Annotated in this window: 26 protein-coding genes and 4 tRNA genes; 24 read left to right on the top strand and 6 right to left on the bottom strand. The window is 49.1% G+C overall.

Going from position 1 to position 26,011, the window contains the following annotated elements; translation table 11 throughout:
- The first annotated feature begins 102 nt into the window (after window positions 1-102).
- The 4 genes from WDN47_02825 (at window position 103) to cas2 (ending at window position 3,531) form a co-directional block, all read left to right on the top strand.
- Window positions 103-2,373: a lamin tail domain-containing protein gene (locus tag WDN47_02825; GenBank protein MEJ0021494.1), complete on the top strand. Its 2,271-nt coding sequence runs from the start codon at window positions 103-105 to the stop codon at window positions 2,371-2,373.
- Entirely contained in the window at window positions 2,370-2,660 is a 291-nt protein-coding gene (locus tag WDN47_02820) for an HU family DNA-binding protein (protein MEJ0021493.1), read from the top strand. Before WDN47_02825 ends, WDN47_02820 begins: the two co-directional genes overlap by 4 nt.
- A gap of 214 nt (window positions 2,661-2,874) precedes the next feature.
- Window positions 2,875-2,948: transfer RNA gene (locus WDN47_02815), tRNA-Pro, on the top strand.
- Window positions 2,949-3,042: 94 nt separating this feature from the next.
- A complete protein-coding gene (gene cas2 / locus WDN47_02810) occupies window positions 3,043-3,531 on the top strand; it encodes a CRISPR-associated endonuclease Cas2 (protein ID MEJ0021492.1) in 489 nt (162 codons plus the stop codon).
- A 213-nt stretch (window positions 3,532-3,744) separates the two neighbouring features.
- Here the strand turns inward: cas2 and WDN47_02805 are convergent.
- Window positions 3,745-3,818 (bottom strand) — tRNA-Gly (locus tag WDN47_02805).
- Window positions 3,819-4,676: 858 nt separating this feature from the next.
- Between WDN47_02805 and WDN47_02800 the strand changes: the two genes are divergently transcribed.
- The 18 genes from WDN47_02800 to WDN47_02715 all read left to right on the top strand — a co-directional run bounded on the left by WDN47_02800 (window position 4,677) and on the right by WDN47_02715 (window position 22,150).
- Window positions 4,677-5,567 carry a hypothetical protein gene (locus WDN47_02800; GenBank protein MEJ0021491.1) on the top strand — a complete coding sequence of 297 codons (891 nt, stop codon included), beginning with the start codon at window positions 4,677-4,679 and terminating at the stop codon, window positions 5,565-5,567.
- On the top strand, window positions 5,506-5,697 hold the full coding sequence (locus WDN47_02795; GenBank protein ID MEJ0021490.1) for a hypothetical protein: 192 nt from the start codon (window positions 5,506-5,508) through the stop codon (window positions 5,695-5,697). The genes WDN47_02800 and WDN47_02795 overlap by 62 nt, the downstream gene beginning before the upstream one ends.
- Window positions 5,698-5,711: 14 nt before the next feature.
- Window positions 5,712-6,089, top strand: a complete 378-nt coding sequence (locus tag WDN47_02790; GenBank protein ID MEJ0021489.1) for a hypothetical protein — start codon at window positions 5,712-5,714, stop codon at window positions 6,087-6,089.
- The gene (locus tag WDN47_02785) at window positions 6,046-8,610 is read left to right on the top strand and encodes a hypothetical protein (GenBank protein MEJ0021488.1); all 2,565 of its coding nucleotides are present in this window, start codon (window positions 6,046-6,048) and stop codon (window positions 8,608-8,610) included. Before WDN47_02790 ends, WDN47_02785 begins: the two co-directional genes overlap by 44 nt.
- 232 nt (window positions 8,611-8,842) lie before the next feature.
- Window positions 8,843-9,190, top strand: a complete 348-nt coding sequence (locus WDN47_02780) for an endonuclease domain-containing protein (GenBank protein ID MEJ0021487.1) — start codon at window positions 8,843-8,845, stop codon at window positions 9,188-9,190.
- Between the two features lie 211 nt (window positions 9,191-9,401).
- Window positions 9,402-10,949 (top strand): hypothetical protein, encoded by a 1,548-nt coding sequence (locus WDN47_02775; GenBank protein ID MEJ0021486.1) that lies wholly within the window; start codon window positions 9,402-9,404, stop codon window positions 10,947-10,949.
- 309 nt (window positions 10,950-11,258) lie between these two features.
- The gene (locus WDN47_02770) at window positions 11,259-11,561 is read left to right on the top strand and encodes a GIY-YIG nuclease family protein (GenBank protein MEJ0021485.1); all 303 of its coding nucleotides are present in this window, start codon (window positions 11,259-11,261) and stop codon (window positions 11,559-11,561) included.
- An 85-nt stretch (window positions 11,562-11,646) separates the two neighbouring features.
- Window positions 11,647-13,395: a GspE/PulE family protein gene (locus tag WDN47_02765; protein ID MEJ0021484.1), complete on the top strand. Its 1,749-nt coding sequence runs from the start codon at window positions 11,647-11,649 to the stop codon at window positions 13,393-13,395.
- 105 nt (window positions 13,396-13,500) lie between these two features.
- Window positions 13,501-14,712, top strand: coding sequence for a type II secretion system F family protein (locus WDN47_02760; protein ID MEJ0021483.1), 1,212 nt, complete (start codon window positions 13,501-13,503; stop codon window positions 14,710-14,712).
- Window positions 14,713-14,772: 60 nt separating this feature from the next.
- Window positions 14,773-15,849 carry a type IV pilus assembly protein PilM gene (gene pilM, locus WDN47_02755; GenBank protein ID MEJ0021482.1) on the top strand — a complete coding sequence of 359 codons (1,077 nt, stop codon included), beginning with the start codon at window positions 14,773-14,775 and terminating at the stop codon, window positions 15,847-15,849.
- Entirely contained in the window at window positions 15,846-16,403 is a 558-nt protein-coding gene (locus WDN47_02750) for a PilN domain-containing protein (protein ID MEJ0021481.1), read from the top strand. Before pilM ends, WDN47_02750 begins: the two co-directional genes overlap by 4 nt.
- Window positions 16,400-17,011 (top strand): hypothetical protein, encoded by a 612-nt coding sequence (locus WDN47_02745; GenBank protein ID MEJ0021480.1) that lies wholly within the window; start codon window positions 16,400-16,402, stop codon window positions 17,009-17,011. Before WDN47_02750 ends, WDN47_02745 begins: the two co-directional genes overlap by 4 nt.
- A 1-nt stretch (window position 17,012) precedes the next feature.
- Window positions 17,013-17,279, top strand: coding sequence for a hypothetical protein (locus WDN47_02740; protein ID MEJ0021479.1), 267 nt, complete (start codon window positions 17,013-17,015; stop codon window positions 17,277-17,279).
- Between the two features lie 5 nt (window positions 17,280-17,284).
- Window positions 17,285-19,714, top strand: coding sequence for an ice-binding family protein (locus tag WDN47_02735; GenBank protein MEJ0021478.1), 2,430 nt, complete (start codon window positions 17,285-17,287; stop codon window positions 19,712-19,714).
- 2 nt (window positions 19,715-19,716) lie between these two features.
- A complete protein-coding gene (locus tag WDN47_02730) occupies window positions 19,717-20,154 on the top strand; it encodes a prepilin-type N-terminal cleavage/methylation domain-containing protein (GenBank protein ID MEJ0021477.1) in 438 nt (145 codons plus the stop codon).
- Complete coding sequence (locus tag WDN47_02725) at window positions 20,151-20,387, top strand: hypothetical protein (GenBank protein ID MEJ0021476.1); 237 nt, start codon at window positions 20,151-20,153, stop codon at window positions 20,385-20,387. Before WDN47_02730 ends, WDN47_02725 begins: the two co-directional genes overlap by 4 nt.
- Window positions 20,387-21,775, top strand: a complete 1,389-nt coding sequence (locus WDN47_02720) for a pilus assembly PilX N-terminal domain-containing protein (GenBank protein MEJ0021475.1) — start codon at window positions 20,387-20,389, stop codon at window positions 21,773-21,775. Before WDN47_02725 ends, WDN47_02720 begins: the two co-directional genes overlap by 1 nt.
- Window positions 21,776-21,778: 3 nt before the next feature.
- Window positions 21,779-22,150, top strand: coding sequence for a hypothetical protein (locus WDN47_02715; protein ID MEJ0021474.1), 372 nt, complete (start codon window positions 21,779-21,781; stop codon window positions 22,148-22,150).
- A 61-nt stretch (window positions 22,151-22,211) separates the two neighbouring features.
- Here WDN47_02715 and WDN47_02710 read toward each other — a convergent pair.
- From WDN47_02710 to WDN47_02690, 5 genes are all read right to left on the bottom strand, one after another.
- A tRNA-Lys gene (locus tag WDN47_02710) sits at window positions 22,212-22,287 on the bottom strand.
- Between the two features lie 308 nt (window positions 22,288-22,595).
- A complete protein-coding gene (locus WDN47_02705; protein MEJ0021473.1) occupies window positions 22,596-22,817 on the bottom strand; it encodes a hypothetical protein in 222 nt (73 codons plus the stop codon).
- Window positions 22,818-22,916: 99 nt separating this feature from the next.
- Window positions 22,917-23,207 (bottom strand): RNHCP domain-containing protein, encoded by a 291-nt coding sequence (locus tag WDN47_02700; GenBank protein ID MEJ0021472.1) that lies wholly within the window; start codon window positions 23,205-23,207, stop codon window positions 22,917-22,919.
- Entirely contained in the window at window positions 23,204-24,610 is a 1,407-nt protein-coding gene (locus tag WDN47_02695) for a hypothetical protein (GenBank protein ID MEJ0021471.1), read from the bottom strand. Before WDN47_02695 ends, WDN47_02700 begins: the two co-directional genes overlap by 4 nt.
- A gap of 7 nt (window positions 24,611-24,617) precedes the next feature.
- A tRNA-Arg gene (locus tag WDN47_02690) sits at window positions 24,618-24,692 on the bottom strand.
- Between the two features lie 77 nt (window positions 24,693-24,769).
- On the opposite strand from WDN47_02690, the gene WDN47_02685 reads away from it, so the two are divergent.
- The gene (locus tag WDN47_02685; GenBank protein MEJ0021470.1) at window positions 24,770-24,982 is read left to right on the top strand and encodes a helix-turn-helix domain-containing protein; all 213 of its coding nucleotides are present in this window, start codon (window positions 24,770-24,772) and stop codon (window positions 24,980-24,982) included.
- A complete protein-coding gene (locus WDN47_02680) occupies window positions 24,954-26,006 on the top strand; it encodes a hypothetical protein (protein ID MEJ0021469.1) in 1,053 nt (350 codons plus the stop codon). The genes WDN47_02685 and WDN47_02680 overlap by 29 nt, the downstream gene beginning before the upstream one ends.
- Window positions 26,007-26,011: the final 5 nt, after the last annotated feature.

Raw genomic sequence — 26,011 nt, 5'->3', positions numbered from 1 at the left:
GAATTGCGGTCGCTCGCAGATGCGGTTTTGGGACTCGCGAATTGTTTATAGCATTTTTATAATTAATTAATAGCCGATAAATCGGCTGACTACAATAATTTTATGATAAAGCGAATTCGATATATTTTTTTCATGATTGCTCCCGTTTGTATTTTATTTTTTCCATTGCTGGCGCTTGCTGATGCGGACCACCTGGTCATCAGCCAGGTGCAGACAACCGGCGGGCCCGGGAAAACCACTAATGATTTTGTGGAAATATATAATCCCACATCAGCCGATATTGACCTGTCCGGCATGCGCCTGGTAAAAAGAACCAAGACCGGCACGACTGACACCTCTCTGAAATCCTGGACTGACTCTACGATCGTGCATCCGCATGGATTTTATTTGTGGGCCAATTCTTCTTTTACGGATATCGCGGCAACGCCTGATGTTGCGACCACGGGCAGTATTGCGGATGACAATGGCGTGGCGCTACGCAGTGGCGCAGAGGATACGGGCACCATCATTGATAGCGTTGCATGGGGATTGGCGGCAAATGCATTTGTGGAAGCATCGGCGTTCGCTTCCAATCCTGCGGCGAATCAGAGTCTGGAACGAATGCCGGGAGCTGACCTTGGCAATGGCGCTGATACCAATAACAATGCCGCTGATTTTTTTCTGCAAGCCACCGCTCATCCGAGGAATTCACAAAGCCCGGCTGTGCCGGCAATTACCGTAGAGCCCCCGCCTGCCGAGCCGCCACCCGCGGAACCGCCTCCTGCTGAACCTCCGCCACCGCCACCACCGCCCAGCCCGCCGGCTGATGATCAGCAGCAGTCAGGCGGCGGAGGTCAGGCAATGCCGGTTTATTCATCCGATATTTTGATCTCAGAATTCCTGCCGAATCCGGACGGTCCTGATGCGGGAGCGGAGTGGGTGGAACTTTACAATAACTCGCCCGCTGATGTGGATCTGGGCGGCTGGATCATTGATGATGAATCGGCCGACGGCTCTATCGGCTCTTCCGCCTATACTATTCCTGCCGGAGTTTCCGTTTTGGCCAAGAGTTATTTGGCCATCGATCTGCCAGACTCGGCTTTTGTGCTGGATAATACCGGAGGTGATAATTTAAGAATATTTTGGCCGAGTAAAACTTTATTCAAGCAGGTCAGTTACAATGACAGTGCGAAAATTGACATTGCCTATGCTCTGAAAACGGACGGGATCTATGCCTGGACACAATTCCCGACCAAAGGCGAGCCCAATCAATTCATAGAAAGTTCCGAGACCGGAATTACTGCGGCTGCGCAAACTTTGATAAAGATCAATGAAATTTTTCCCAACCCTGCAGGTCCTGATTCCGGTGCGGAGTGGGTGGAGGTTACAAATAATGGAACTGAGCCGGTATATTTGCATAATTGGACTCTGGATGACGGGTTGGTCGGCAGTGATATTGGTTCATCAAGCTACAAGATCCAAAGCCCGATAGTTTCTCCCGGAGGCTTTGCCGTGCTGGTCATTCCGGCAGGCAAGTTCAGCCTGAATAACACTTCCGATACGGTACGTCTGTTCAATGAAAATAATGTTTTGATCGATTCGGTGGCGTATGAAAATGCCGCAGAAGATCTAAGCTGCGCTTTTGTGAACGGCAAATGGGTTTGGGGCGACCCAACGCCCAATGCCGCGAATATCCGGTCCGAATCGGTACCAGAACCGCAGCAGATCTCAATTCTCATTAACGAACTTTTTCCTGAACCATTAAGAAAGAGCCAGCAGGAGGAATTCATAGAATTATTTAACCCGGGTGCGGAAGATGTGGATCTGACAGGATTTAAGATAGCTGACAGTGCTACAAGTTATAAGTTGTCAGTTACAATTCCCGCAAGCGGCTATTTGGTCATCCCTAAATCTGAAAGCAATATTTCGCTCAACAATACCGGCAAGGAAACAGTCAGCCTGACAGATCCCAAGCAAGTTTCGGTGGCGGCAGTGGAATACGAGGATGCGCCTCCCGAGCAATCTTACAATTTAACTGCGGACGGCACTTACGCCTGGAGCGTCAAATTGACCCCTGGAGCCGCCAATCAAATAGCTTTGGCTGCAGCCGCTGTTCCGGTTAAGAAAGTTAATACGTCTTCAACGATCTCCGAACCGATCCGCCAAGATCGGCTTGCAGTCGCAAGTGTTGATTCGCAGTCACAAGCAGATTCCACCGGCATAGTCAGCGGCTCGAACGAAATTGCCGCAGTTGCCGCTGGGCCTGTTTTATCCTATCCAACGCCTGTAAATACAAGCAGGCAGTGGTTGTGGTTTTTGGCCGGCAGTTTTGCCTTAAATTTGGCTTTCTGCTATATTCTAGTCAAGTTAATGCTGCGGAATAAAAGTTTATGAACAAACAAGAATTGATAGATACTTTGGCGGCCAAACTGGCTGTGGGCAAAAGCGAAGCGGAAAAGATCCTGCATGGATTCGTGGAAGTCATAACCGATGCTCTGAAGAACGGGCAGGAAGTTAATATTTCGGGCTTCGGCGCTTTCATGGTTTCCAGCCGCTCGGCCCGCATGGGCGTGAATCCGCAGCACCCGGAGCAGAAGATCCAGATCGCGGCCACCAGGGTCCCGAAGTTCCGCGCCGGCAAAAATCTGAAAGAAGCCGTCCGGACTTCCATGCCGAGTTAAAATTATTATATGCAAAAACCCCCGTTCGCCGTCTGGCGGATTCGGGGGTTTTAATTACAACCGAATTTTTGTATAATAGAGCAGTTAAGTTGTTTTTTTACAATTTCAAATGCTGACAAGGGTAGTTTATGGCATTTGAAATTGAGAGGAGCAGCATGCAGACCGTAGCGCATTTTGCAAAGCAAAATCGCGAAGCGTCTGCCGGCTGAGACGACGGGGTGTCGTATACCGGTAGTACGCCTGCTTTGGGAGCAGGTAGACTGGGTTCAATTCCCAGCACCCCGACCAGGAAGAATAAATCTATAACACATATTTAGATATATTTTAGATATCTCGAGTACCATTTTTTGCTCGACCGAGCAGAAAGTGGTACGATAGGTTCATGAACAATAAAGAGCTTGCCTATGAAATTGCAGTAGAAATGTTTGCCATGGCAGAGGACTTGGGCCTCTTAATAGAGGATATCGTTTTTACGCCTTATGGGAAATTAAAAATTCACCGAATTCCCAGAACGACCTATTACCGGAGACTTGAAAGATTTGAAAAGAACGGCTTGGTTACAAAGGTGCGAAAACACGACGGCTCTGCATATATCCTGACCGACAAAGCGAAAAAATTGCGTCAAAAGCCGCTAGTAAAAATGAACAGAACAGATGGGCAGTCTACGATCATCATGTTTGATATTCCCGAGGAAAAGCATAGGGCCAGGGATAACTTCCGGCGTTATCTTATCAGGCACGGCTACACCCAGATCCAAAAAAGCGTTTTTATCAGTCCTTTTCAGATTTTCGATGAACTTAAGGAATTTGCCGAAGAATTAAAAATAGATTCTAACATTTCAATTGTTGCCGGCAAGATCGAACAATTTTAAATGCCAGTAATTCGATACCGATTTTTGCTCGTACGAGCAGAAAGTGGGACGATTTAGATTGTTTTGAAAAATTGTGGATAATAAGTTTAGAACTATCAACACCTATCAGGTTGGTTGGGGATAAATTAAAATTCCCTTATTTTGGAGCGGGATGCGGGAATCGCCCGGTCATCCGACCGGGCGTCAGGTCGAATGACCTGACGAACCATTCCTTGGAGCGGGTGAGGGGAGTCGAACCCCTGTCATCAGATTGGAAATCTGAGGTAATACCGTTATACAACACCCGCAAAAAAATCCCGCTTAGTTCAAATGCAATTTTAACAGAAAACGTTTGAATTTGCGAGAAGTCAGCCAATTGTCCACGACAAAGCAATCAATTTTATGTCATCCCGAATATGTCATCCTGAACTTGTTTCAGGATCCAGCATAAAGCTTTATTTCTGGATTCCGGATCGGGTCCGGAATGACAATTGATTTAGACTGCCGCGCAACCTACGGTTGCTTGCAGATGCGATAAGTTAGCATTATTTTTGCTTGACAAAAATGTTTTTTTAATCCATAATGCTTGTACTCGATGAAAATCTCTTACAAGTCAGCCGAATAATAAGCATTATAACTGCCACGGTTCAATAGATCGCGGTTGTTTTATTTTGCGAATATTGGCTAACCCCAGCGAAATTCATCGATGTTTGCAAAGTCATTTGCAATATGGTGTTATCAACACTTTATCTGTAACTGACTATGCAAACGTGCGTCTTAACAAATGGAATTAAAATTGCCTAAATAAGGCACTGTTCCAGCCCCAGTTTTTGGCTTAAATAATTAACATAATTATAGATTGCTTCGTCAGCCTTGCGGCTTCCTCGCAAATTCGAATCTGCGAGCGAAGCGAAGCAGTCTAAACCAAGTAATTATAACCGAAAACTGGTGCTGGATGGTCGGTCTTTGTTTTCTTTAAATGTCCCGTTAGACGGACAGGCGTTTAGTTCCATGTTCCCGTATATCGGGACAAAATATTCCCGTATATCGGGATAAAAAATTAATCAAAACATGTTTACAGGTTCGTTTTATAGGTTAGGGATTGATTGTCTCATATGAATAATTAATCCTGATCCCGAAAGCTTACCTATAAACAGGAGAATACAATGCAATTATCTTCAAACGCTCGGAAAGCTGTTGCAGTCGGCCTGACCGTTTCCACTTTACTGTGGAGCGCCATGCTTTCTGCTCCTCTTATCGCTTCCGCAGCGGTTCATACAGATGGCTGTATAGTGATCTCAAATGGCACCGCCTGGTTCATTACCGGCGGCACACGACGCGGATTCCCGTCAGCTGAAGTCTTCCAATCCTATGGCTACAATTTTGGTCAGCTTAGCCAGGCAAGTGCGGAAGATCTAGCTTTGCCAGTAGGTCCTATTATGGTCTACGCCGATGGCACTTTAGTTAAAGGCCCAGGCGACCCACTCGTTTATCTCGTTACAAGCGGACAAAAAAGAGGCTTTACTTCCGGCGCTGTTTTCAGCGGCGGCGGCTACAGCTTCTCCAACGTCCAATCTGCTCCGTTCAACACCTTTGCTGACCTGCCAACAGGCGCAAACATGAACGACACAGTTTCCGCTCATCCAGCCGGCGTCACAGTTCTCAGCAATGGAACTGTTTGGCTTATGTCATCCACCGGCCGCATGGGTTACCCGTCAATGGATGTGTTCGCATCCCACGGCATGACACTGGCCAAAGTCGTAGCAGCCAACGCGGCTGACTTGGCTTTGCCTCAAACCGGTGTCGTAGTCCTGCTCTCCGGATGCGGAGGCTTCAATCCTCCTCCTCCACCGTCAGGTTCGGTTTCAGTAAGCCTCGCTTCTGACAACCCGGCTGCCGGCAGTATCGTCGCAGGCCAGGCCAGCGCCGACTTGCTGCACCCCTTGTTCAATGGCACCGGCACAGTTTCGCAGATCACTCTGCAGCGCACCGGGCGTGTCCACCAATACAGCTGTAAACAATGTTTACCTGTATCGCGGCACCCAGCGCATCACTGATGCCGCTTCCATTAACACCAATGGCTTAGTTACATTCAATAACCTGAACCTCGCCATCAGCGGCCCGCAGACGCTTGCGGTCAAGGCTGATATTGCCTCCACTGCAACTGCAGGCCAGACTCTGGCATGACCCTGGTTGGGTTTATGCTTAGTGGCGATTCAGTTATGACCAATGCCAATGTCCAGGGCAACCTGTTCACCATTGCCTCAGGTACCGGTCTCTTGGCTGGCGTTAACTTCACCAGCGCTTCTCTGACCCCGACAGGCACCCCGACCGTAAATGCCGGTTCAACCGGTTACTCGTTCTGGCAGATCCCGGTCCAGGTCAATACCCATTCCGTGTACTTCAAGAGCTTACAGCTTCAGCTTATTGGTTCCGCTCCTTTTGATGCGCTATCCAATATCCAGTTGTACGTTAATGGCGCACCGATAGGCAGTCCTGTTGCTGTGGTCAACGGTTTTGTGTTCTTTGACCTCAATGCCGCGCCACCTCTTCTGCCAACCCGGCACTACCACGCTTGAAGTCCGCGCTGATGTGCAAAAAGGCTCGAACCGCACGGTTCAGTTCGCTTTGCAGAACTCAGCAGACTTCACGGTTACCGATTCCCAGTTGAATGTGAACGTTTCCCCAACTGTCAATAACGCTGCTTTCTCGCCTCTGACGGCAGCCAGCGTTTTGATCAGCCAGGGCACATTGAGCGCTGTTATCGATCCTACTTTCCAGTCCTTGACCAATGTCACCGGCGGAGCGACCAATGCGGTCATCGGCCGGTTCAGACTGCATGCTTATGGTGAAGACATCAAAGTTATGACTTTGGTGATCCAACCAGGCTTGAGCGGTACAATACCGGCTCAGGCTGGCGGCTGTCCTGGCAACACTGCCAATGGCTTGAACAACGTAGCTTTGTACTTTGGTTCCAGCTTGACCACTCTTGGCCAGGTCGGTTCCAGCCAAAACTGGTGTTCAGGTACCCTGTCCTACACTCTTGGTTCTTCCATGATCGCTCCTGCCGGCACTGACAGCTGGTTGGAAATCCGCGCAGACATGCAGAACAATGCCTTTGCCAATTACACTGCAGGCACTGTTACATCCGCTATCTTGTTCGGTTCTTCCTCAGCCCAGGGCCTAAGCTCGCTGAACACGACCAATGTCCTGCCAGCCAGCACCCTGACCACTTCCGGTTTGACCATTCAGACCGGCACTCTCTCAGTATCCAAGAGCTCTTATGCAGACCAGAACGCCAATCCGAACACCTCTGGTGTGAAGATTGCTGAGTTCACGATGCAGAACAACAGCTCCTCAGAAGGAGTCCGCGTCACCAACCTCTCAGTTGGTTTGACCCGAGCTGACGGTACTACTGTGCTGACGAACACTGCGTCATCAGGTGTTTTCCCTGCTCTGACCAACTTCTCTAACTTGAGAACTACGGAAACTTCGGGCTCAGGTTCTACACCTATCAACCCGACAGCTGCCAACAACTTCTCGGTTAACTTCACTCTGCCTCCGGGCGGTTCAACCACCATTGGCATTCTTGCCGACACCAGCACTGACAGCACCGGCTCTCAATTCAGGGCCACCTTGTTGCCGACTGCTCTGGGCGCAAGCTCCAATGTCAGTTTGACCCCGGCTGCAGCCACAGTTGGCCAGCTTATCACTCTGACTTCAGGTGCTTTGGGCACACCGACCTTCACCTCCTCCGGCTCAACACCTCAGCAATACATTGCTGCCTCCGGCGGTTCTGTTGACGGTAGCACTAATTCCTTCAACTTCGTTTCAACCGGCGGCGCAGCCAATCTTTCCGAACTGAAATTCGCGGTCAAAGGAGCTGTTCCTAACACCGTAGCTTCAGTCAAAGTTGGCGGTTCTTCCGCAGTTGTCTCAACTCCGGCTGCTACAACGCTGACCACAGCTGTTGCTGCAAACCCAGCCAATACCACGCTTAATGGCGGTATTGATGGCGTAACGACCACTGTAACCGTGACTTCAGGCGCCGGTATTGTTTCTGGCGCAAACATCACTGTTACTACAGCTGGTGGTGCCGCTGAACAAATGCTGGTTACAAACGTAGCTGGTGCTGTTCTTACTGTTGTCCGCGGATTCAATGGCACAGTTGCTATTGCGCATCTTACGGGCGAAGTAGTAAGCAATATTACTAACGCATTAGTTCTCGGTTCAACCGCGAACTTGGGCGTTGGTTCTGTGATTACGGTTGCCTCAGTTGCTCCGGAAGACTTCACAGTACTTTCTGTGATTGATGCCACTCACGCCAGCGTGTTGCGCACTCTTCCTGCCGGAACTCATACCGGAACAGAAGCTGCAACGATTGCCGGCACAGCTTATCTGACCGGTTTGTCCATTGCTGTTCCAAACGGCGGCGGCGGTATCTTTGTGAACGCCCTGCCGACCTATGCATCGGTTGGCACGAATGGTGTTGCTTCCGGCTCACTCTCAACACTGCTGTTGAGCTATGTGAGGTTCACCTCAGGCGGCAGCACTCTCACCAGAGGGTTGACCCCGCTTGCAGCCAATACCATGAACATGGTTGGCTCAGTTCCGATCCTTTCCGTGACAACCACGAGCAATGCCGGATTGTTGGTTGGTGAAAACCATCTCTTTGATGTGACCATCACACCGAACGCCAAAGGTCCTATTGCAGTCGGCAAGCTCGAGTTCTCGATATCTCCTTCGGGCACTATCGTGGCCCCTGCAGCTACTACCACATCTACAAGACTTGCTCTTGGCAGCACTACCATTGCAGGCGTTACTTGTACCGTTGTTGGTACTGCTCCTGCAGTAGATACCTGCGTCTTCCCGGCTAACTACCAGGTTACCTCCGCGACAACCTTCACGTTGTTCGGAACTACAACCGGTACCTTGGGCGCAGCTGGAACTTCCAGCATCACGACCACGCTTACCGTTGCAGACAACTTCTCGTGGTTTGATACCGCGGGCAGCAACCCAACAGCGTTTACTGGCGGCGTGGGTCCAAATCACACTTACCTCTTCAATTACCCAACTCAGACTTGGTCATTGCACAACTAACCCATAGTTAGTTAAGAGATAAGCAGTTAGTTTCTCGAAACTATAAACCCTCCCACCAAATTTTGGTGGGAGGGTGAATCGAGCAAAAACCCGCCTCAATCCAGAGGCGGGTTTTTATTTGCTCATGACTCTGCTCATGAGCAAAAATGTTTTCGTTTGATATAATTAATTAAATCTAATTTACCCTCTCCCAACGGGAGAGGGTGCCCCGAAGGGGCGGGTGAGGGGTTTGATGCAAGAAGAAAATATTACAAAACTGGCGAGGAAGCTGAGAAAAACTTCAACTCCGGAAGAGAATCAACTTTGGTATTTGCTTCGCAGCCGAAGATTTTATGATTATAAATTCCGCCGGCAATTCGTGATCGGCAAATACATTGCTGATTTTTGCTGCTATAAATATAAACTGGTCATAGAAATAGACGGAGGGCAACACAATCAACCTGAGAATGCTAACAAAGATATTGAAAGAGGTAAGTACCTCAATAAACTTGGTTACAAGGTGTTACGGATCTGGAACAACGAAATAAACAATAATCTTGAAGGAGTCGCAGAGAGGATTTTGGATATGCTTAAGACATAATCCCTCATCCGGCCTTCGGCCACCTTCTCCCAGAGGGAGAAGGGAAGACATCCGCCCGAAGTAGGGAAAGCCATACTATCCATAAATACCGCCGGAAGTCGGCGGTTTTATGTTCGATCCGTTCGTATCATATTGTTTGCGCAACGCATACGATAAAGAGGTAGAAAAAACGTAATTGAAAGCAAACAAAATGACAACCCAAACCCGGTCTTTGAGAATTAGCATCAGCGTCTTCAGCATCGCCGCATTGGTCCTAGGCGGTTTTTTTGCGGCGAACAGATCGCATGCAGACAGCAATGCCATTAATTTTGAAACTTATGCACCCGGAACCATCAACGCACAGGACGGCTGGAAAGCTATCGGAGCATATGATCAGTCAGTGGTTGCGAACACGTACGGCTATGCATCTTTCGGCACTCAAACCTTCCGCATCTCGGACGCTGTGACCTCAGGCGGATTCGGCGACCAGACATTTGCCAAGCCTTTGGCTGACTCTGTAGGGGAGACTGCTTCTACTAACGGAGCATTTCCTGTGGGAACCAAACAAAATCATTTTGAAATGCAGTTTGATATGGCTTCAACGCAAGCTGCTATGCAGCCCGGTTTGCATGTTTCATTATCGCCTGACCGCGGGGACGGCTCGCGCATGAGCTATCTGCGGTTTGAAGACGGCACAGCTGGCATCAATGTTTTCTTTGACGATGTGCAGGGCGCTACAAACCCGGCTAATTTTGTGGAGACTCAAATTGCAACGGACCTGACAAGGACGTCGCCGCATACGATAAAACTTACGATGGATATGCTGGACGGCCCGTCCAATGATATTGTGAAAGTATATATTGACGGAGCACTTGTCCACACAGGCACCAGCTGGGAGAATTATTATGTGTTTGACAGCGAATCTGCGACTGAACCCACTCCGCGCATCATCAAGACAGTTGAATTCCGCGAAAGCGGCGCTGCAACTGCGGCAGATCTGGGCAAAGGTTTCCTGTTCGATAATCTCACTCTTTCTTCTTCGCAATTAGCGCATACTATCACAGCTGCAGCTGACACGAATGGCTCTATTTCTCCTGTCGGTCCGGTCTCGGTCAATGATAGCATGGATCAAACTTTCACTATCAGTCCCAGTTCCGGTTTTCATGTGGCCGATGTTCTGGCTGACGGCGTTTCTGTCGGCGCAGTCGCAAGCTACACATTCAGTAGCGTTAAGTTAGATCACACGATCGCCGCAAGCTTTGCCGCAAATATTATTTCCGGCGGCGGCGGTGGCGGAGGAGGAGGGGGCGGCAGCGGGAACGGTATTTTGCCTCCCGTGGCAGCTTCGACTCCATCTCCAGCTTCGGCTGCGACTCCTGTCATAGTTCCAGCCCCAGGCCAGGTTTTGGGCGCGATAACATCTGCTGACGGTATGTTGGTCAAAGCTGATGATATCAAAACCGTGTTCATGGCATCCGACGGAAAATTCCGGCCGTTCACCTCAGGATCAGTGTTCCTGTCGCGCGGGCTGAAATTTTCCGACGTTCAGATCATCGGTTCTGATGTGATGACTGCTGATAACCTGGGACGGGCCATGGGTTATCCTGACAACACTCTCATCCGCGACAGCGGGTCCACTATTTATATAGTTTCGGGTGATGCCAAACTCGGAATACCGTCTATGGCGGTATTCCGGAACATGAAGCTGTCGCTGAATAAGATAATTCGGTTGAGCAGTTCTGATCTTGCTTCCTATGATGACGGCGGAATAGCGCAGTAGCCGTATCCCGTAACTCCTCCGCCGCTTAATTTTAACTCCCCTCACCCTGCCCCGCCCTCTTCTAGTTAAGAGGGCGGAGGAAGGGGGAGTTACTAAAGAGGTTAATTATTTTTTTGATTTTTTGACTGAATGTGCTATAATGATGGCACATTTTTTAGTTTTAGAAATAAAAAATACCAATAAAAGGGGCTAAAAGAAAACCAAATGACCAATGTCCAAAGTCCAACAGAAATAAACTTCAAGGTTCAAGGTTCAAATAGGAAATTACCCATACCGCAATGCTGAACTCGTTTCAGCATCTTTGGATACATGCAAGAAAAAGAACCGGGAGTTTATATATTAACCAACAAGATGAATACAGTTCTTTATACAGGAGCCACCGGCATAGGATTGGAAAGAATTTGGCAGCATAAAGAAAAACTAGTGGAGGGATTCACGAAAAAATATAATCTTGACAAACTGGTCTACTATGAACCATGTGAGACAATCGAACAGGCCTTTGAAAGAGAGCGGCAGATCAAAAATTGGCATCGGCAATGGAAGATAAATCTTATAGAAAAAGATAATCCGGAATGGAAAGATGTATATGACGATTTTATTAAGAGACCCTGAAACAAGTTCAGGGTTTCGATACCAAGTTCAGGGTTGCGAGATTATTTAGAACTTAGGACTTTAGTAATTTAGAATTTTTTATCTTATGGCTTTTGACACAGAACAATTGAAGCGGAGCCTGGTGGCCCAAAAACTCACCACTGCTGAGGCTTTTACAACTTTAGAAAAAGAAGCTGTGGCAGGCAGGCGCGAGCTGAACGACCTTCTGGTTGAGAAAAAGATCATTGACGAAGAAAAACTGGCCATGATCATCGCCGGATTTTTCGATGTGGAATACAAGAACCTGACGGACATGGGCCAGATACCCAAAGAAGTTCTGCTTTTGGTGCCGGAGCCGATAGCTCGCAGGCATAAGGTTATCGCTTTCGGCAGCGAGAAAGGCAAGCTGAACGTGGGCATGACGGACCCGGATGATCTGGAGACCCGGGATTCCATAAAAAAGACGACCGACCTGCAGATCGTGCCTTTTCTCATCAGCAAAGCGTCTTTGGACTACGGGCTGAAGCAGTACCACACGAGTCTTGAGGCGGAGTTTGCCAAGATCATCACCAAGCAGGAAAAAGAAGGCGCGGCCGGCACGGAGAATGTCACGGAAAAGCTCAAAGAAATGGCGGAGGAAATTCCCGTGGTCCGCGTGGTGGATACTCTGCTGGAATACGCGATATTTGAAAAAGCATCGGACATTCATATAGAGCCGCAGGAAAAAGAGGTCATGGTCAGGTATCGGATTGACGGCGTGCTGCATGATGTCATGACCTTGCCGAAGATCATCCAGCCGGCGCTGATCGCCCGCATCAAGGTCATTGCCAACCTCAAGATAGACGAGCACCGTTTGCCGCAGGACGGCCGGTTCAAGGTTGCGAAGGAGAATTACAATATCTCTTTGCGCGTATCCACCATCCCCGTGTTTGACGGCGAGAAGGTCGTGATGCGCTTGCTCGACGAGTCCACGAAAGCCATGACATTGGAGGAACTCGGATTTATCGCGCGCAATTACGAGGTCATTATGAGGAACGTGAAGAAGCCGCATGGCGCTCTGCTGGTCACCGGGCCCACGGGCAGCGGAAAATCCACGACCTTGTATTCTATCCTGTCGCTTCTGAATACTAAGAGTGTGAACATTGCCACCATCGAGGACCCGATAGAGTACCGCATAGAAGGCATCAACCAGACGCAGGTCAGTCCCAAGATCGGCCTGACCTTTGCCATGGGTTTGCGGGCGCTCTTACGGCAGGACCCGAACATCATCATGATCGGGGAAATCAGAGATGCTGAGACCGCCGAGGAATCCGTGCACGCGGCATTGACCGGGCACATCGTGCTATCCACCCTGCACACGAACAATGCGGCAGGAGCTTTGCCGAGGCTTTTGGATATCGGCGTGGAGCCGTACCTGATCGCGTCCACGGTCAACGTCGTGGTCGGCCAGCGCCTGACCCGCCAGATCTGCCCCGACTGCAAGGAAGAGATCAAAATTGACGCGGAGCTTGAAGAAACTCTGAAAAAAGATTATGACGTCCCGGCCCTGCTGGCCATCCTCAAGCGCGAGAAATTCATTGACGAGAAAATAACCGGCCTGATGGAACTGACTTTTTTTCACGGAAAAGGATGCGATAAGTGCGGGCATTCGGGTTACCGCGGCCGCAAGGGCATCTATGAAGTGATGGAGATCTCCACTATGGTCCAGGACCTGATCATGAAGCGCTCGCCGACCAGCCAGCTGGAGGCAAAGGCCGTGGAGGAAGGGATGATCCTGATGTGGCAGGACGGATTCATCAAATGCCTGCAAGGCAAGACGACGATAGAGGAGATAGTGAGAGTGAGCAGGGAGTAAAAAAAAATGACTGAAGTTCTGAAATTATAATTTCTAAAAAATTACTAATGCCTAATCAACAAAAATTTAGAACTTGGAATTTTAGTAATTTAGAAATTTCCTGATATGGATTTCCAATACACCGCCCGGAATAAAGCGGGCGTCATCCAAAAAGACATAATGCAGGCCATGAACGAACGGGCTGTGGTTGACGCTTTGCGCGCCCAGGGCCTGCTGCCGACATCGATCAAGGCGGTTCACCAGGCTTTTGATATCGGCCATTTGTTCCAGATCTTCCGCCCCATCAAACTCATTGACCGCATCACGTTCATCAAAAATCTCGGGGTCATGATCAAGGCGGGTCTTCCGGCCACCAGGTCGCTGAAGGTCCTGGCCGCACAGACGCCCAATCCGAGGTTTGCCAAGATCGTGAACGAGGTTGCTGCGCAGGTTGAGAGCGGCACTTCACTGGCCGATGCCATGGCGAAATACCCCAATGTATTTTCCGGAATTTTCGTGAGCATGGTGCGGGCCGGGGAAATGTCGGGCAACCTCGAACAAAATCTGACATATCTGGCCGAGCAGATGCAGAGGGATTATGACCTGGTTTCCAAAGCCCGGGGAGCCCTGACCTATCCGATCATGGTCCTGATCGCTTTGGCCATTGTCGGCTATCTGATGCTGACCTTTGTCCTGCCGAAACTGACCTCGACATTTACGGACCTGAACGTCGTATTGCCGCTCCCGACGAGGATCGTCATCGGGCTCGTCGATGTTTTTGCCCACTACGGCATATTTATTTTATTGGGCACCGTTCTGGCCGTGGCCGGGTTTTTTTACTGGCGCTCGACCATGGGCGGCAAAAAAGTTCTTCACAAATTAGTGCTTTATACCCCGGTGATTTCCGGCATTGTGATCAAGATCAATCTGGCGAGGTTTGTCCGCGTGTTCGCATCGCTGATCAAAAGCGGCATGACCATCGTCGAGGCGCTGGAAGTTTCTTCGAACGTCGTCGGCAATATTTATTACCAACGGACCATTCTTGATGCGGCGTCAAAAGTGAAGATCGGCTCTCCTTTGACAACGGCATTCAAAAAAGAGCCGAAATTATTTTCCAACCTGGTGATCCAGATGATGGAAGTCGGGGAGGAATCGGGCACCACGGACGTGGTGCTTGAGGAAGTGGCGAATTTTTACGAGCAGGAAGTGGACCAGACCATGAAAAACCTGTCGTCAATTCTGGAGCCGCTGATCATGATGGTCATGGGGGTAGCGGTCGGATTTTTGGCCGTGGCTTTGATCATGCCGATCTACAATATTAGTTCAAGCATAAGTTAATATTAAGTGCTATAATTTCTACAAGTCATCGTTTGATCCTGAAATAAAATGTTCTCATTTTTGAGCAGTAAAAAAATCAAAGCATTCGGCCTGGATATTTCCGATTCTTCCATCAAAGTCATGCAGCTGGTCTATGCGCACGGCCGTTTGGCGTCAATACCTTTTACCGATTCCCCGCTGTCCGAACAGGTGGTCAATAATCACATGATCATCAGCGAAGACCGGCTGGCGGACAATATCCTCCGCGCGATTGCGGCGGCGCGCAAGATAGACACCAAGTTCGTGGTCTGTTCCGTTCCGGAAGCCAAATCATTTGTGCGCACCCTGACAATTCCCAAAATGGCGGAAAGCGAGATCGGGACCGCGCTCCCGTTCGAACTTGAACAGGATATTCCGGTGCCTGTGGACCAGGTTTACCTTGACTGGCAGATCATCAAGGATGGGGGAGACAAACTTGAGGTTTTGGCGCACGCCACTCCCAAAGATTATATAGACGCGCTTGTTTCTTCGCTTAGAAAAGCCAAACTCGTGCCGGTGGCCATGGAGCTGGAGTCGCAGGCGACGGCCAGAGCTCTGATCAGCCGAGACCTTGCGACCAAAAGCGTTTTGATCGTGGACCCGGCAACCAAGCTGACCAGTTTTATCATCGTGGACAACGGGATCATCCAGTACACTTCCAGCATTCCGATCGCCGGCAACGCGTTTACGGAAAGCATTTCCAGAAATCTCGGAGTCACGGCGCCGCAAGCCGAAAAAATGAAACAGGAGCTGGGTTTGACCGGCGACAAAGGGCTGGAAGTGCGCAAAGCGATCCTGCCGATCCTGGACAACCTCGTGGATGAGATAAAAAATGTCATCAGGTTCTTTGAAGAACACGAAACAACCCACAAAAGCATTGATACGATCCTGCTCTGCGGAGGCTCGGCTAAATTGACCGGAATTGCCGAATATATTTCCGACCGGCTGAACCTCGGGTCGGTCCGCTCTGCGGCCAAAGTCATTCTGGCCGATCCGTGGGCGAATGTTGCAGTTGACCCGAAGATCCCAGTACCGCTTGACCGGCTTTCCGCCTTAGGCTACACCACGGTCATCGGCCTGGCTTTGCGCGGAGTCAACTTTAACGAATACAGCATATGAAAATAATCAACCTCCTGCCCCAAGACGCGCAAAAAGAAGTCACATTTGAGTTCCTGTTCGGCAGGCTGTTCATGTTTTGGACATGGCTTACGCTAAGCCTGCTGGTTTTTTTGGGGCTGGCGGTGGGAACCAGGATCTATCTTATGAGAAGCAATTCTCAGACGGACGATCAGATCGCTCAAAACATGGCTATTCTTAATTCCGCTGACTATAAGGGCCTGCAGGACAAGGTTTTGGCTTTGAACAACAGCGTCAAAGAGATCAATAATCTTAAATCCCATCATTACTACTGGTCAAACGCCCTGATCGCTCTGGCGAACCTGACTCCCACGACTGTTCAGCTGAACCAGATAATCCTTGACCGGGAAACGGGGAGGGTTGATATCGCGGGCCAAGCCAAAACGCGCGAAGATGTGATTGCGCTTTGGACCAGCATAATAAAATCAGGTTTTTTTCACGGCATAAATTTTCCGCTTTCAAACCTTGAGCGGGCCACAACCGCCAATTTTACTTTTACTTTTTTTGTAAACAACGACAAGATCAACAGCCCATGAGAATTTTCACCAAATTGATTTTAATTTCAGTCGGCGGCTTTATTGTCAGCGTCATTATCTTTGCTTTTCTCATCCGCCCGAATTTGAATCAGGTCGGCGATCTGTATAATGCCGGCATAGCAAAACAGACGCAGCTGAATAATCTTTCGGACCAGATCATAGCCTATAAGAATTCCCAATCGGATCTGAGCGCGGTTTCCAATACCGACAAGATCCAAAACAGCATTTTGCCGCGCGACAATCTGCAGACGGCGATACAGGAGGTCGAGGCCGCGGCGCTGGCATCCAATACCGAGGAAGGGATGACGATCCAGGAACCCCTGAATTCGACGGACCAGACCTTGGATACCACGGCCAAGCAGATCATAACGGGGAACCCGGACATAGAAGAGATCCCTTACACGGTCAGTATTTCATCCACATTCACCTCTCTGGTCACTTTCCTTCAATATATAGAGCACCTGCCGAATTTTTCCGAGGTCAGCAAACTTACCGTCAGCGCCGCTACCTCTGATACCGCTACCGCAGGCAGTGGAGAGGTCGTCCACTCGGGGGATCTTACAGGCGCTATTAATGCCGTATTTTTTGTACAGAGACCCAAGCCCTGATATGAAACTTGCTTTACCCAAAAAAATCAGCATCCGCATGGTTACCACCCTGATCCTGGTCGTGGTGATCCTGATCGAGGCCTACCTGGCTTACTTTTTGCTGTACACCAAATTATCGCCTCAGCCGCAGGTCTCGGAAAATAACAGCATTGTCAGAATCAACCGCACTTCACTAAGCGACGTCTCCAAGTTCCTTGATGCATTGGACAGCTTCCAGCCCGCAGGCCTGACGCTGACCAACCCCGACCCCTTCAAATATTCGCCTTAAACATAATGCTTAAATTTAAAAAAAATAGCTACGGATTTACGATAATTGAGATGGTGGTGGCGATAGCCATATTTGCGGTTCTGCTGGTCGGAGTGATCGGTCTTGTTTCGGTTATGACAAGGAGCGTTCGGGCCTCCCGGGAACAAACTACGATAGCGAGCCTTGCAACCAATTATCTGGAAGTGGTCAGAAACCTGGCTTATAGCCAGGTCGGAACAGCGCACGGCAATCCGATTGGTGTTTTGCCCGATGACGTAACGCCCGCGACAATCGTCATCGAAGGTATTAATTATCAGGTCTATTATGAAGTGACTTTTGTGGATGATCCGGCAGATGGCACGGTTCTTTTGGGCACTGATGCCGCTCCGGATGATTATAAACAGGTGAAGCTGAACATACAAAATATGACTACCGGTGTGGTCAGATCTTTTTCAAGCAACATCACCCCTTTTGGTCTCGAAGGCACTGTCAATGCCGGCGCGCTTTGGATCAAAGCTTTTGACGCAACAGGACAACCAATTGCCGGAGCATCCGTCCATATCCAGAACATTGCCGGAACAATAATCCTCGACCGCACTACTGATTCATCCGGCAACTGGGTGGAAGTTGGCTTGCCCCCCGGAGTGAACATCTATCATATTGTAGTAACGAAAGCAGGATACTCTACCGACCAGACTTACCCGATAACGGTAGCGAATCCCAACCCGACCAAACCTGACCCGACTATAGTCAACAGCCAGGTGACGTTAGTCAGTTTTTCTATTGATCTGTTCAGCAAACTTACCATCAAGACCCTCGGCGCCACCGGTTCCACCTGCGGCGCTGCGCAAGTAAATCTGGGAACTGCCGGCAGTTTTGCGGTTTTGGCCGGCTCGACCATAACCAATACCGGTTCCAGCGGCATCAACGGGGATCTGGGCTTAAGTCCCGGCACTTCAGTTACCGGCTTTCCCCCCGGCACGGTCAATGGGGCACAGCATGTGGCTGATTCAACGGCTGCTCAAGCGAAAACAGACCTCGTCGCAGCCTATAATAATGCTGCAGGACAATCTACTACTTCTACAATTCCCACAGAACTTGGCGGAACTACAGAGACAGCAGGGGTATATGATTCCGCTTCCGGAACTTTTGGGATCACCGGAACTCTGACGCTTAATGCCCAAGGCGATCCGAATGCGGTGTTTATTTTCAAAGCTGCATCAACCCTTATCACGGCAGGGGCGAGCAGCGTCAGTCTCATAAACGGCGCTCAGGCTTGCAATGTTTTCTGGCAGGTCGGCAGTTCAGCAACGTTTGGAACTTTTTCCAACTTCGCAGGAAATGTCCTGGCCTTAACATCCATTACAGTTACGACCGGCGTCAATGTTAGCGGCCGGATGCTCGCACGCAACGGCGCTGTGACATTGGACACCGATACCATTACCCTCGGTGCCAGCGGTCCTTCCACCTGCAGCGCGCTAAGCAATGTCGGAGTAAACCTGACAGGGGCAAAATTGATCGGCCTTACCCCGAATGTTCTGAAATACAACAATAACCTGACTTCTTCGGCAGGATTGATCGCTCTGAATAATTTGGAATGGGACAACTACACCCCGACCCTGCTTACCGGCCAGAATCTGATGGTAGTCGGCACTTCGCCCATCCAGCAGATCAGCGTGCTGCCGGCAGCCAACCAGACGTTCACCATGATCCTGGGAACTCAGACTGCGAACAGCCTTTTGGTGATCGTAAAGGATTCAGGCACGGGCAATGCGCTTGCAGGGGCGGGTGTGCATTTGCACAGAGGCGGCGCGACTCCTCAGGATTTTAACGGGACCACGGGCGGCAGCGTTTGGGTGCAAAGCGACTGGACGGGCGGACCGGGGCAGACTGATTTTGCGGCTGCGACCCGCTACTTTGCCGATGACGGAAATATTGACAACAGCTCTCTGCCGACCGGGATCAGATTGAAAAATATTTCAGGGAATTATGTAGCTTCCGGGCAAGTGGTTTCTTCCACGTTCGATACCGGCGGCGCTTCAAATTTTACCACTCTGACCTGGAACCCGACTTCCCAAAACCCGGCAACCAGCCTCAAGTTCCAGATCGCCAGTAATTCCGATAACGCCACTTGGAATTTTATGGGGCCTGACGGCACGGCAGGAACTTACTACACCGTTTCAGGAACCAACATTGCAAGCATTCACAATAACGACCGCTATATCCGGTATAAAGCATTTCTGGCCACGACTGATAGCCTGCAAACTCCGGTTTTGACAAGTGTTGCGATCAATTATGTTTCCGGCTGCGCAACCCCCGGACAAACAAGCTTTGGCGGGTTAACCGCTGACAATAATTATAGTTTGGACGTGACACTACCAGGTTATCAGCCATTCTCGGTGAACAGTCTTAATATTTCTGGTAATCAGTCGATCCAGGTATTGATGAGCCCGTAAGCATGAAACAGATAACATCCAACAGAGAACAAGAAAAGGGATTCACGCTGATAGAAGTGATGATTTCCGTTGCAATTTTTTCCATCATCGCTTACGGGATAGTAGCCTTGGTTTCCTCTGTGCTTGTGAACAGCTCGCTGCAAGGAAGTTTGCTTGCCAATAATGACAGCGCCCGCCGCGTAGCTTTTACGCTGATCCAGGAATTGCGCGATGCCACAACTTCAGACACCGGAGGATACGCGCTGGAATCAGCGACAGCTCAACAGCTGATCTTTTATACCAATGCGGCAGGCAGCGTCAACCGGATCCGGTATTTCCTCCAAATGCGGCAGGCAGCGTCAACCGGATCCGGTATTTCCTCCAAGCCGGTGCTTTGTATAAAGGAGTCACCAAGCCTACCGGAAATCCTTTGCTCTATAATCTTGGCGGTGAAACTGTGAATTTGGTACAGAAAGATGTGGCTAACGGCGCAAATCCGATTTTCTATTATTATGACGGCACATATTCCGGAGTGGTTGAAAATCCTTTGGTCCAGCCGCTGAATGTCACAGCCGTCAAACTGGTCAAGATCAATTTGACCATATTTAAAAAGGCCGGGGTAGGATCCAGCGGAACCTATACCGAAACGGCCAGCGGGGCGATCCGCAATCTTAAAACTAATTTAGGAAGCTGATGAACAAAAAGACGAATCAATCCGGCGTTGTGATCATTTACGAGCTCGTGATCATTTTCATTTTTTCAACACTCATGGTTTCAGTGATAAGCTATTCGGTTTATGAGCTGAAAGCCATACGTTCGACGGTCAACCGCGAGCAGGCATTCCAGATCGCGGAGGCGGGGAACAATTATTACCAGTGGCATTTGGTTCATTTTCCGGTTGATTACAAAGACGGCACTAATTCTCCCGGCCCGTATGTCCACGATTATCTGGATAAGGACACCAACCAGGTCATCGGCAGATACAGCCTGACCATAACGCCGCCTCCGGCAGGGTCCACCATAGTTACGATCCAATCCACAGCTTACACTTTGACAAATCCTTCTGTTAAACGTACGGTTACCACGAAGTACGGCATACCATCTTTGGCCAAATATGCTTTTTTGACCAATTCCGACGTTTGGATAGGCCCCACCGAGAGCGTATCAGGCGCGCTGCACAGTAACGGCGGAATAAGGTTTGACGGGATTGGCAATGCCCCGATCACTTCCGCCAAGCAGACCTATACCTGCCAAGCCTGGTCCGGTTCTCCTCCTTGTCCTGCAATCGAAAATGGAGTTTGGGGAGCAGCTGCTGTGGCTACGAAGAATTTTTTTCAGTTCCCTCTGCCGAGCGTGGATTTTTCCACCATTACCTCTGATCTGGCGACCATCAAAAGCGGCGCGCAAGCCGGCGGAATTTATCTGCCGCCTTCAAACGCTCAGGGCTACTCGCTTGTGTTCAATGCCACTGGCACGGTAAGCGTTTATAAGGTAACTTCCCTGAGAGCTCATGCAACAGGGTATGATGTCAATAACGCTGCGCACAATGAGGACCTTGATTACAATGCCCGGACCCTGCAATTCACTCAGGCGATCCCGACAAACGGCCTTATATATGTAGAGGACAGGACCTGGGTTGAGGGGACTGTGGCGGGACGCGCCATGGTGGCAGCAGCGAGCTTGCCCTATAATGCGCCAACCGCACCCAGCATCCTCATCCCGAATAATCTTGTTTACAGCGCGAAAGACGGCAGTTCGGAATTGGGACTGATCGCACAGCAGGATGTGCTGGTGACTTTTTTTGCCCCCACGAACCTTGAGGTTGATGCGGCCATGATCGCGCAAAACGGCAGCACGCAGCGGTATTATTTTGCGGGCGATATGAAGAATTCCATCACGATCTACGGATCTATCTCAAGCTACGGCACCTGGACCTGGAGCTGGGTCAACGGGGCCGGAGGTCTGCTCTCCGGATACTTGACGACCAACACAGTATATGATTCCAATCTTCTCTACGGTCCGCCGCCGAGTTTTCCTTTATCCGTGAACGGCTATCAGCAAATAAGCTGGGACTCCGATTAATTTATGAAGCAAAAAATATTTTTTTCAATCTTGCTGGCAGTTTTGTTTTTCGCCAGGCCATCAATTGCCGCCCGCATGGTCCCGATAGGCACGCCTTTGCAGCCTATCCCGCAAAACACAGCGCCAAACTACAGCCAGAGTGTTAATAGCCCTGACAGCACTTACAATCAAACCCAGGCGCTTGACCAAAAGCAAATATCGGCGCCATCACCAAGCCCCACGCCCGAGGTTCAACCGGTTCCGGTCGGCGTGCCGGCAGTGAACTTGGTTGCCCCATCCACTGAACCGGTTCTGCTGTATTGGATATTGCTGATCGTGGGAACATTGGGTTTGATCGCGGTCATAGCTTGGCTATACTATCGTTTTCGGCAATAAGATTTCTATTGATTATGTTTTGATAACAAAAAATCTCATTCAAAATGAATGAGATTTTTTGTGGTGGAGTGGCTGGGACTCGAACCCAGAACCAATTGCTTAAGAGGCAACTGCTCTACCAGTTGAGCTACCACTCCTCGTCGCAGACTGGCAGACACTTCGCATTTTTGCTTCGCAAAAAGTGCTACGGTCTGCATGCTGCTCCTCTCAACAAAAATTCGTGCCCGACCTACGGTCTCCGCACTTAATTTTTGTTGGGCTTTAATGCCTAAAGCTTATTCAGTTTACATTTATTAAGAGGTTTTTTCAAGAGTAAAAAAAGACCCCAGTCACTTTGGCGGCGAAGAAGATGGGGTGCGTTTGGGTGCTGGTTTCGGTGTTGGCCGCGTGTTAATGCGGCTCAGTTCCAGTATCCGCTGGATCCGGTTCGACTCATTCGGCTTGTTCACGGCGTGATCTCCAGGTGGACATGCGCGGTATGCGGCGAGGGTTCATTATGAGCCATCTCAAAAGGAACATTGAGCTGCGGAGCCGCATCAAGATCGATAAACCTCACGTTGATCCCTTCGTCGTCGATTGCAACGACTTCTGCGCGCTCTCGGCCGGGGAACCGGCGGACGATTTTGGTACCGTAGCCATCGACCCAAATAATCGAATGAGGCTTCAAGCTCCGCGCTTGCTCAGCCGTCATGCATCCTCCTTGCGTAATGCTGTTGTTATGTAAATTATATGCCAAAAAAGATTAAAAAAACAGAGCCTGTTAGGGCTACTGAGTCAGTTTTACTATTAAATCAAAATCGTCTTCTTTGACAGTCTTGTTTTTTCGAATTGCTCCGCATTTAATGCATTTATGCAAAATTGTAAATTCGTTATGTTCTTGCCCGATTCCGATCGGTTCCATCAATCCTTGGCAGATCTCTGCCCGGTCCCCGGGATTGATATCCACGTGCTTGCTGAACAGGCATTTCGGGCAGTGATTGGTATAGCCTGTTCCCGTGATTTTGTAGCCGCAATACCCACAGACAAAATTTTCTTTTCTGCGCTGAAACACTTTCATTCTTTGTTTTTTATATTTTCCATTCGCCTGGAAACCTTCTCATTTAATTTGCTCAGTTTTAGGTTTATTGCCACGTTCTGGTCTTGTGTGCTATCGGTTTTTCTTCCGTTTTTGAGTATACCTTCGACGAACTTGGGAGACAGTTCATAGCCGCTTATTTTGAGCCGAGCCAGCATGCTTTCATATGCTTTGGTCACCGGAGAATAAACTTCAGGATCCCGTTGATTGGAACTTAGTTCTGCCAGGTCGTCGGCCAGGCCCGGATCAATGCCAATATCCGGGAGAATTTTTTTAAAAGCAGATAAAAATTTTTGTTCGCTTATTATGCCGGCGTTCCACTGGGCCAGGAGGTCCGGATTTTTGGAAGGCCGAATGACCGCATCTGTAATGGAAGCCAATACCACCAGCTCATCGTACCCGTTCATGCCAACTTCAGGTCTTAAGCTTTTGATATCGTTGTTCCTGGCGATAGACTGCATGACCTCAAAGGTGACGTTTTGCGCGATCCCTTCGATCATATTTAGCTGGAAGCCGGTCATCAGTCCGGGTTCTTGTTTTTGGCTTCCCGGATGCATGCCGTGGTAGAGTTCATGGACAAATGTGTTTACAAAAAGATTTATGTCGATCTTGCCGTTTACATCAACAAAACTTGTCGGGGAAAATTTAAGATTCGACTGCAGTTTTTCGCCATCTTGTTGGGGGTGTACGGTGGTAACCGCGAGACTGCGGTCGAGTTCAAAGCCCTGGTGATATTTAAAATCTATATTTGGCTTTTCTACTTTTTCGCGCATAGTATTTCTGACGGCCGCAGAATCATCCATCTGAATAAATCTCCAAAGAATGTTCTCGAGGTTGTCTTTCAGCATCTGCTGGGCCTTGCGGAAATCCTTATTCGTTCTGAGCTCTTCCAATACCTTATGGTTTCGTTTTACCAGATATTTTGGATTCAAGCCGTAAATTTTTTTGTCACTGCTTTCAACTTCAAATTCCTTTTCTTCCTTCCGGTCTTTGTCCGGGCTAAAATTATCTATCTGGGCGGACATCTCATCCATTCCTTTTTTTACTGAAGAGGCATAGTCCTCGGTCCATTGTGCAAACTCCGGCTCTTCCGCTTTTACTTTATTCTTGAAATTCTCCAGTTTATCCGCGTCTACCTCTTTTTCGATGACAAAATGAGCAGGAGCATTTTCCGGCTTTGCAAATTTTACCTGATCTGCGTAGCTTTCCGAAGAAAGGCTTACAGTCAAAAAACCCGCCAGGGCCATCGCATTCAAGCGCTTATATACACCTTGGCGGACTTTTTCAAAAAGGCTTTTCTTTTTTTCAATGAGATTATCAGGCGAAATCCTGCTTTCATCAAACTCAGGCACAGGAATTATTTCTCGTTCAAAAATTGTTCTCATAATATTTTGGTGCGTCCGGAGGGAATCGAACCCCCAATAACGGTTCCGAAGACCGTTGTGATATCCGTTTCACCACGGACGCGTTTTGCTGAATAGCTTCCAAAATATAGCATTTTTGAGCCTTGAAATCAACGTTTGGGAATGATAAGCTTGAGGCATATGAATGGCAAAGACGATAAGATAATGAACGTCGAGCAGTTATCCAAATTTTTCGGCGTGTCCAACCAGACCATCTGGCGCTGGTGCAAATCCGGCAAGCTGCCGGCATTCAAGATCGGCTCACAGTGGAAGATCAGACAGTCGGACATAAATAAGATCATCAATCAGAAATTGACAAAAAAGCATGACGGAAAAAACCTCTCCCTCTTCTAACATTTTTCTTTTTTACGGCGAGGACGATTTTTCGCTGCGCCGTAAACTTGACCGATGGAAAGCCGAGTTCGCCAAAAAATATTCCGCTTCTTCCATCAGCCTGTTTGACGGCGAGAATCTGTCCGAAACCGAGCTCATCAAAAATCTGCAGCATTTGCTGGAGCCGTCACTTTTTTCAAGCAAGAAACTGATCATCATCCGCGATAGTCTGCCGAAAAAAGCGGATCAGGCCGTTTTAGCCGAATTTCTTTTGCAATTCATCCAAAACGTGCCTGCTGATAATTTTTTGGTTTTCTGGCAAACCTTGAAAATTGACCGCCGCCTGGGATTCACCAAAAAATTCCTGGCATCAGGCATTAATGTGACGGAGTTCAACCTGCCGCATGGCCCGGTTCTGGACCAATGGATCAAAGCCATGGCCAAAACTTTGGGCTCAGAGATCTCTGACGGGGCAGTAAACCGCCTGGCCCAATTTTTGGGCCGGGACCTGTACGAAGAAAAAAAAGCCGGGGGCAAGGTTATAGAACGCAAAGAAGCTTTTGACCTCTGGCAAGTTTATTCCGAATTATTGAAACTTTCCAGCAACACCACCCGCATCGAGCCGCAGGACGTTAATTCGCTGGTAAAGCCCAAGATCCCGGATTCGGTTTTTGCTTTGACGGATGAGATGATCGTCAAAAATCAAAAAGGCGCTTTCCAAGCTCTGGAGAATTTTATCGCAGGAGCCACAACCGAGGAAAAAACCACTTTTATAAAAGTGATAGGTTTGCTTTCCGAACAGTTAAGAAGCCTTTTGGTCACAAGCCTTTTGCAGTCGGCCGGACATACCAACGAGCAGATCGCGGAAAAACTAGGCTGGAGCCCGGGGCGCGTGTTTATTACTGCGAAAAACCTCAAAAATATTTCAGTTGCAAAATTAAAGCAGCTGCTCCAGCAGCTGCTTCTGATAGACCATAGGATAAAAAGCTCGGATTCCAATACCAAACTTGATATTGATCTGTTCCTGGTTTCCGCTACCGGCTGACCAAT

The sequence above is a fragment of the Candidatus Doudnabacteria bacterium genome (assembly GCA_037200925.1).
Taxonomy (GTDB): Bacteria; Patescibacteriota; Doudnabacteria; order UBA920; family O2-02-FULL-48-8; genus JBDTSL01.
The sequence above is the reverse complement of the archived record's forward strand: the minus strand, read 5'-3'. Positions and strand labels throughout refer to the sequence as shown.

Bases quoted from the DNA above. Each gene is read 5' to 3' on its own strand.
- WDN47_02800 (MEJ0021491.1), top strand. From the start codon at position 4,677: ATGCAATTATCTTCAAACGCTCGGAAAGCTGTTGCAGTCGGCCTGACC.
- WDN47_02825 (MEJ0021494.1), top strand. From the start codon at position 103: ATGATAAAGCGAATTCGATATATTTTTTTCATGATTGCTCCCGTTTGT.
- WDN47_02740 (MEJ0021479.1), top strand. From the start codon at position 17,013: ATGAAACTTGCTTTACCCAAAAAAATCAGCATCCGCATGGTTACCACC.
- cas2 (MEJ0021492.1), top strand. From the start codon at position 3,043: ATGAACAATAAAGAGCTTGCCTATGAAATTGCAGTAGAAATGTTTGCC.
- WDN47_02720 (MEJ0021475.1), top strand. From the start codon at position 20,387: ATGAACAAAAAGACGAATCAATCCGGCGTTGTGATCATTTACGAGCTC.
- WDN47_02760 (MEJ0021483.1), top strand. From the start codon at position 13,501: ATGGATTTCCAATACACCGCCCGGAATAAAGCGGGCGTCATCCAAAAA.
- WDN47_02785 (MEJ0021488.1), top strand. From the start codon at position 6,046: ATGCCGCGCCACCTCTTCTGCCAACCCGGCACTACCACGCTTGAAGTC.
- WDN47_02820 (MEJ0021493.1), top strand. From the start codon at position 2,370: ATGAACAAACAAGAATTGATAGATACTTTGGCGGCCAAACTGGCTGTG.
- WDN47_02685 (MEJ0021470.1), top strand. From the start codon at position 24,770: ATGAATGGCAAAGACGATAAGATAATGAACGTCGAGCAGTTATCCAAA.
- WDN47_02770 (MEJ0021485.1), top strand. From the start codon at position 11,259: ATGCAAGAAAAAGAACCGGGAGTTTATATATTAACCAACAAGATGAAT.
- WDN47_02700 (MEJ0021472.1), bottom strand. From the start codon at position 23,207: ATGAAAGTGTTTCAGCGCAGAAAAGAAAATTTTGTCTGTGGGTATTGC.
- WDN47_02680 (MEJ0021469.1), top strand. From the start codon at position 24,954: ATGACGGAAAAAACCTCTCCCTCTTCTAACATTTTTCTTTTTTACGGC.
- WDN47_02765 (MEJ0021484.1), top strand. From the start codon at position 11,647: ATGGCTTTTGACACAGAACAATTGAAGCGGAGCCTGGTGGCCCAAAAA.
- WDN47_02695 (MEJ0021471.1), bottom strand. From the start codon at position 24,610: ATGAGAACAATTTTTGAACGAGAAATAATTCCTGTGCCTGAGTTTGAT.
- WDN47_02745 (MEJ0021480.1), top strand. From the start codon at position 16,400: ATGAGAATTTTCACCAAATTGATTTTAATTTCAGTCGGCGGCTTTATT.
- WDN47_02750 (MEJ0021481.1), top strand. From the start codon at position 15,846: ATGAAAATAATCAACCTCCTGCCCCAAGACGCGCAAAAAGAAGTCACA.
- WDN47_02790 (MEJ0021489.1), top strand. From the start codon at position 5,712: ATGCTTAGTGGCGATTCAGTTATGACCAATGCCAATGTCCAGGGCAAC.
- WDN47_02715 (MEJ0021474.1), top strand. From the start codon at position 21,779: ATGAAGCAAAAAATATTTTTTTCAATCTTGCTGGCAGTTTTGTTTTTC.
- WDN47_02735 (MEJ0021478.1), top strand. From the start codon at position 17,285: ATGCTTAAATTTAAAAAAAATAGCTACGGATTTACGATAATTGAGATG.
- WDN47_02780 (MEJ0021487.1), top strand. From the start codon at position 8,843: ATGCAAGAAGAAAATATTACAAAACTGGCGAGGAAGCTGAGAAAAACT.
- WDN47_02730 (MEJ0021477.1), top strand. From the start codon at position 19,717: ATGAAACAGATAACATCCAACAGAGAACAAGAAAAGGGATTCACGCTG.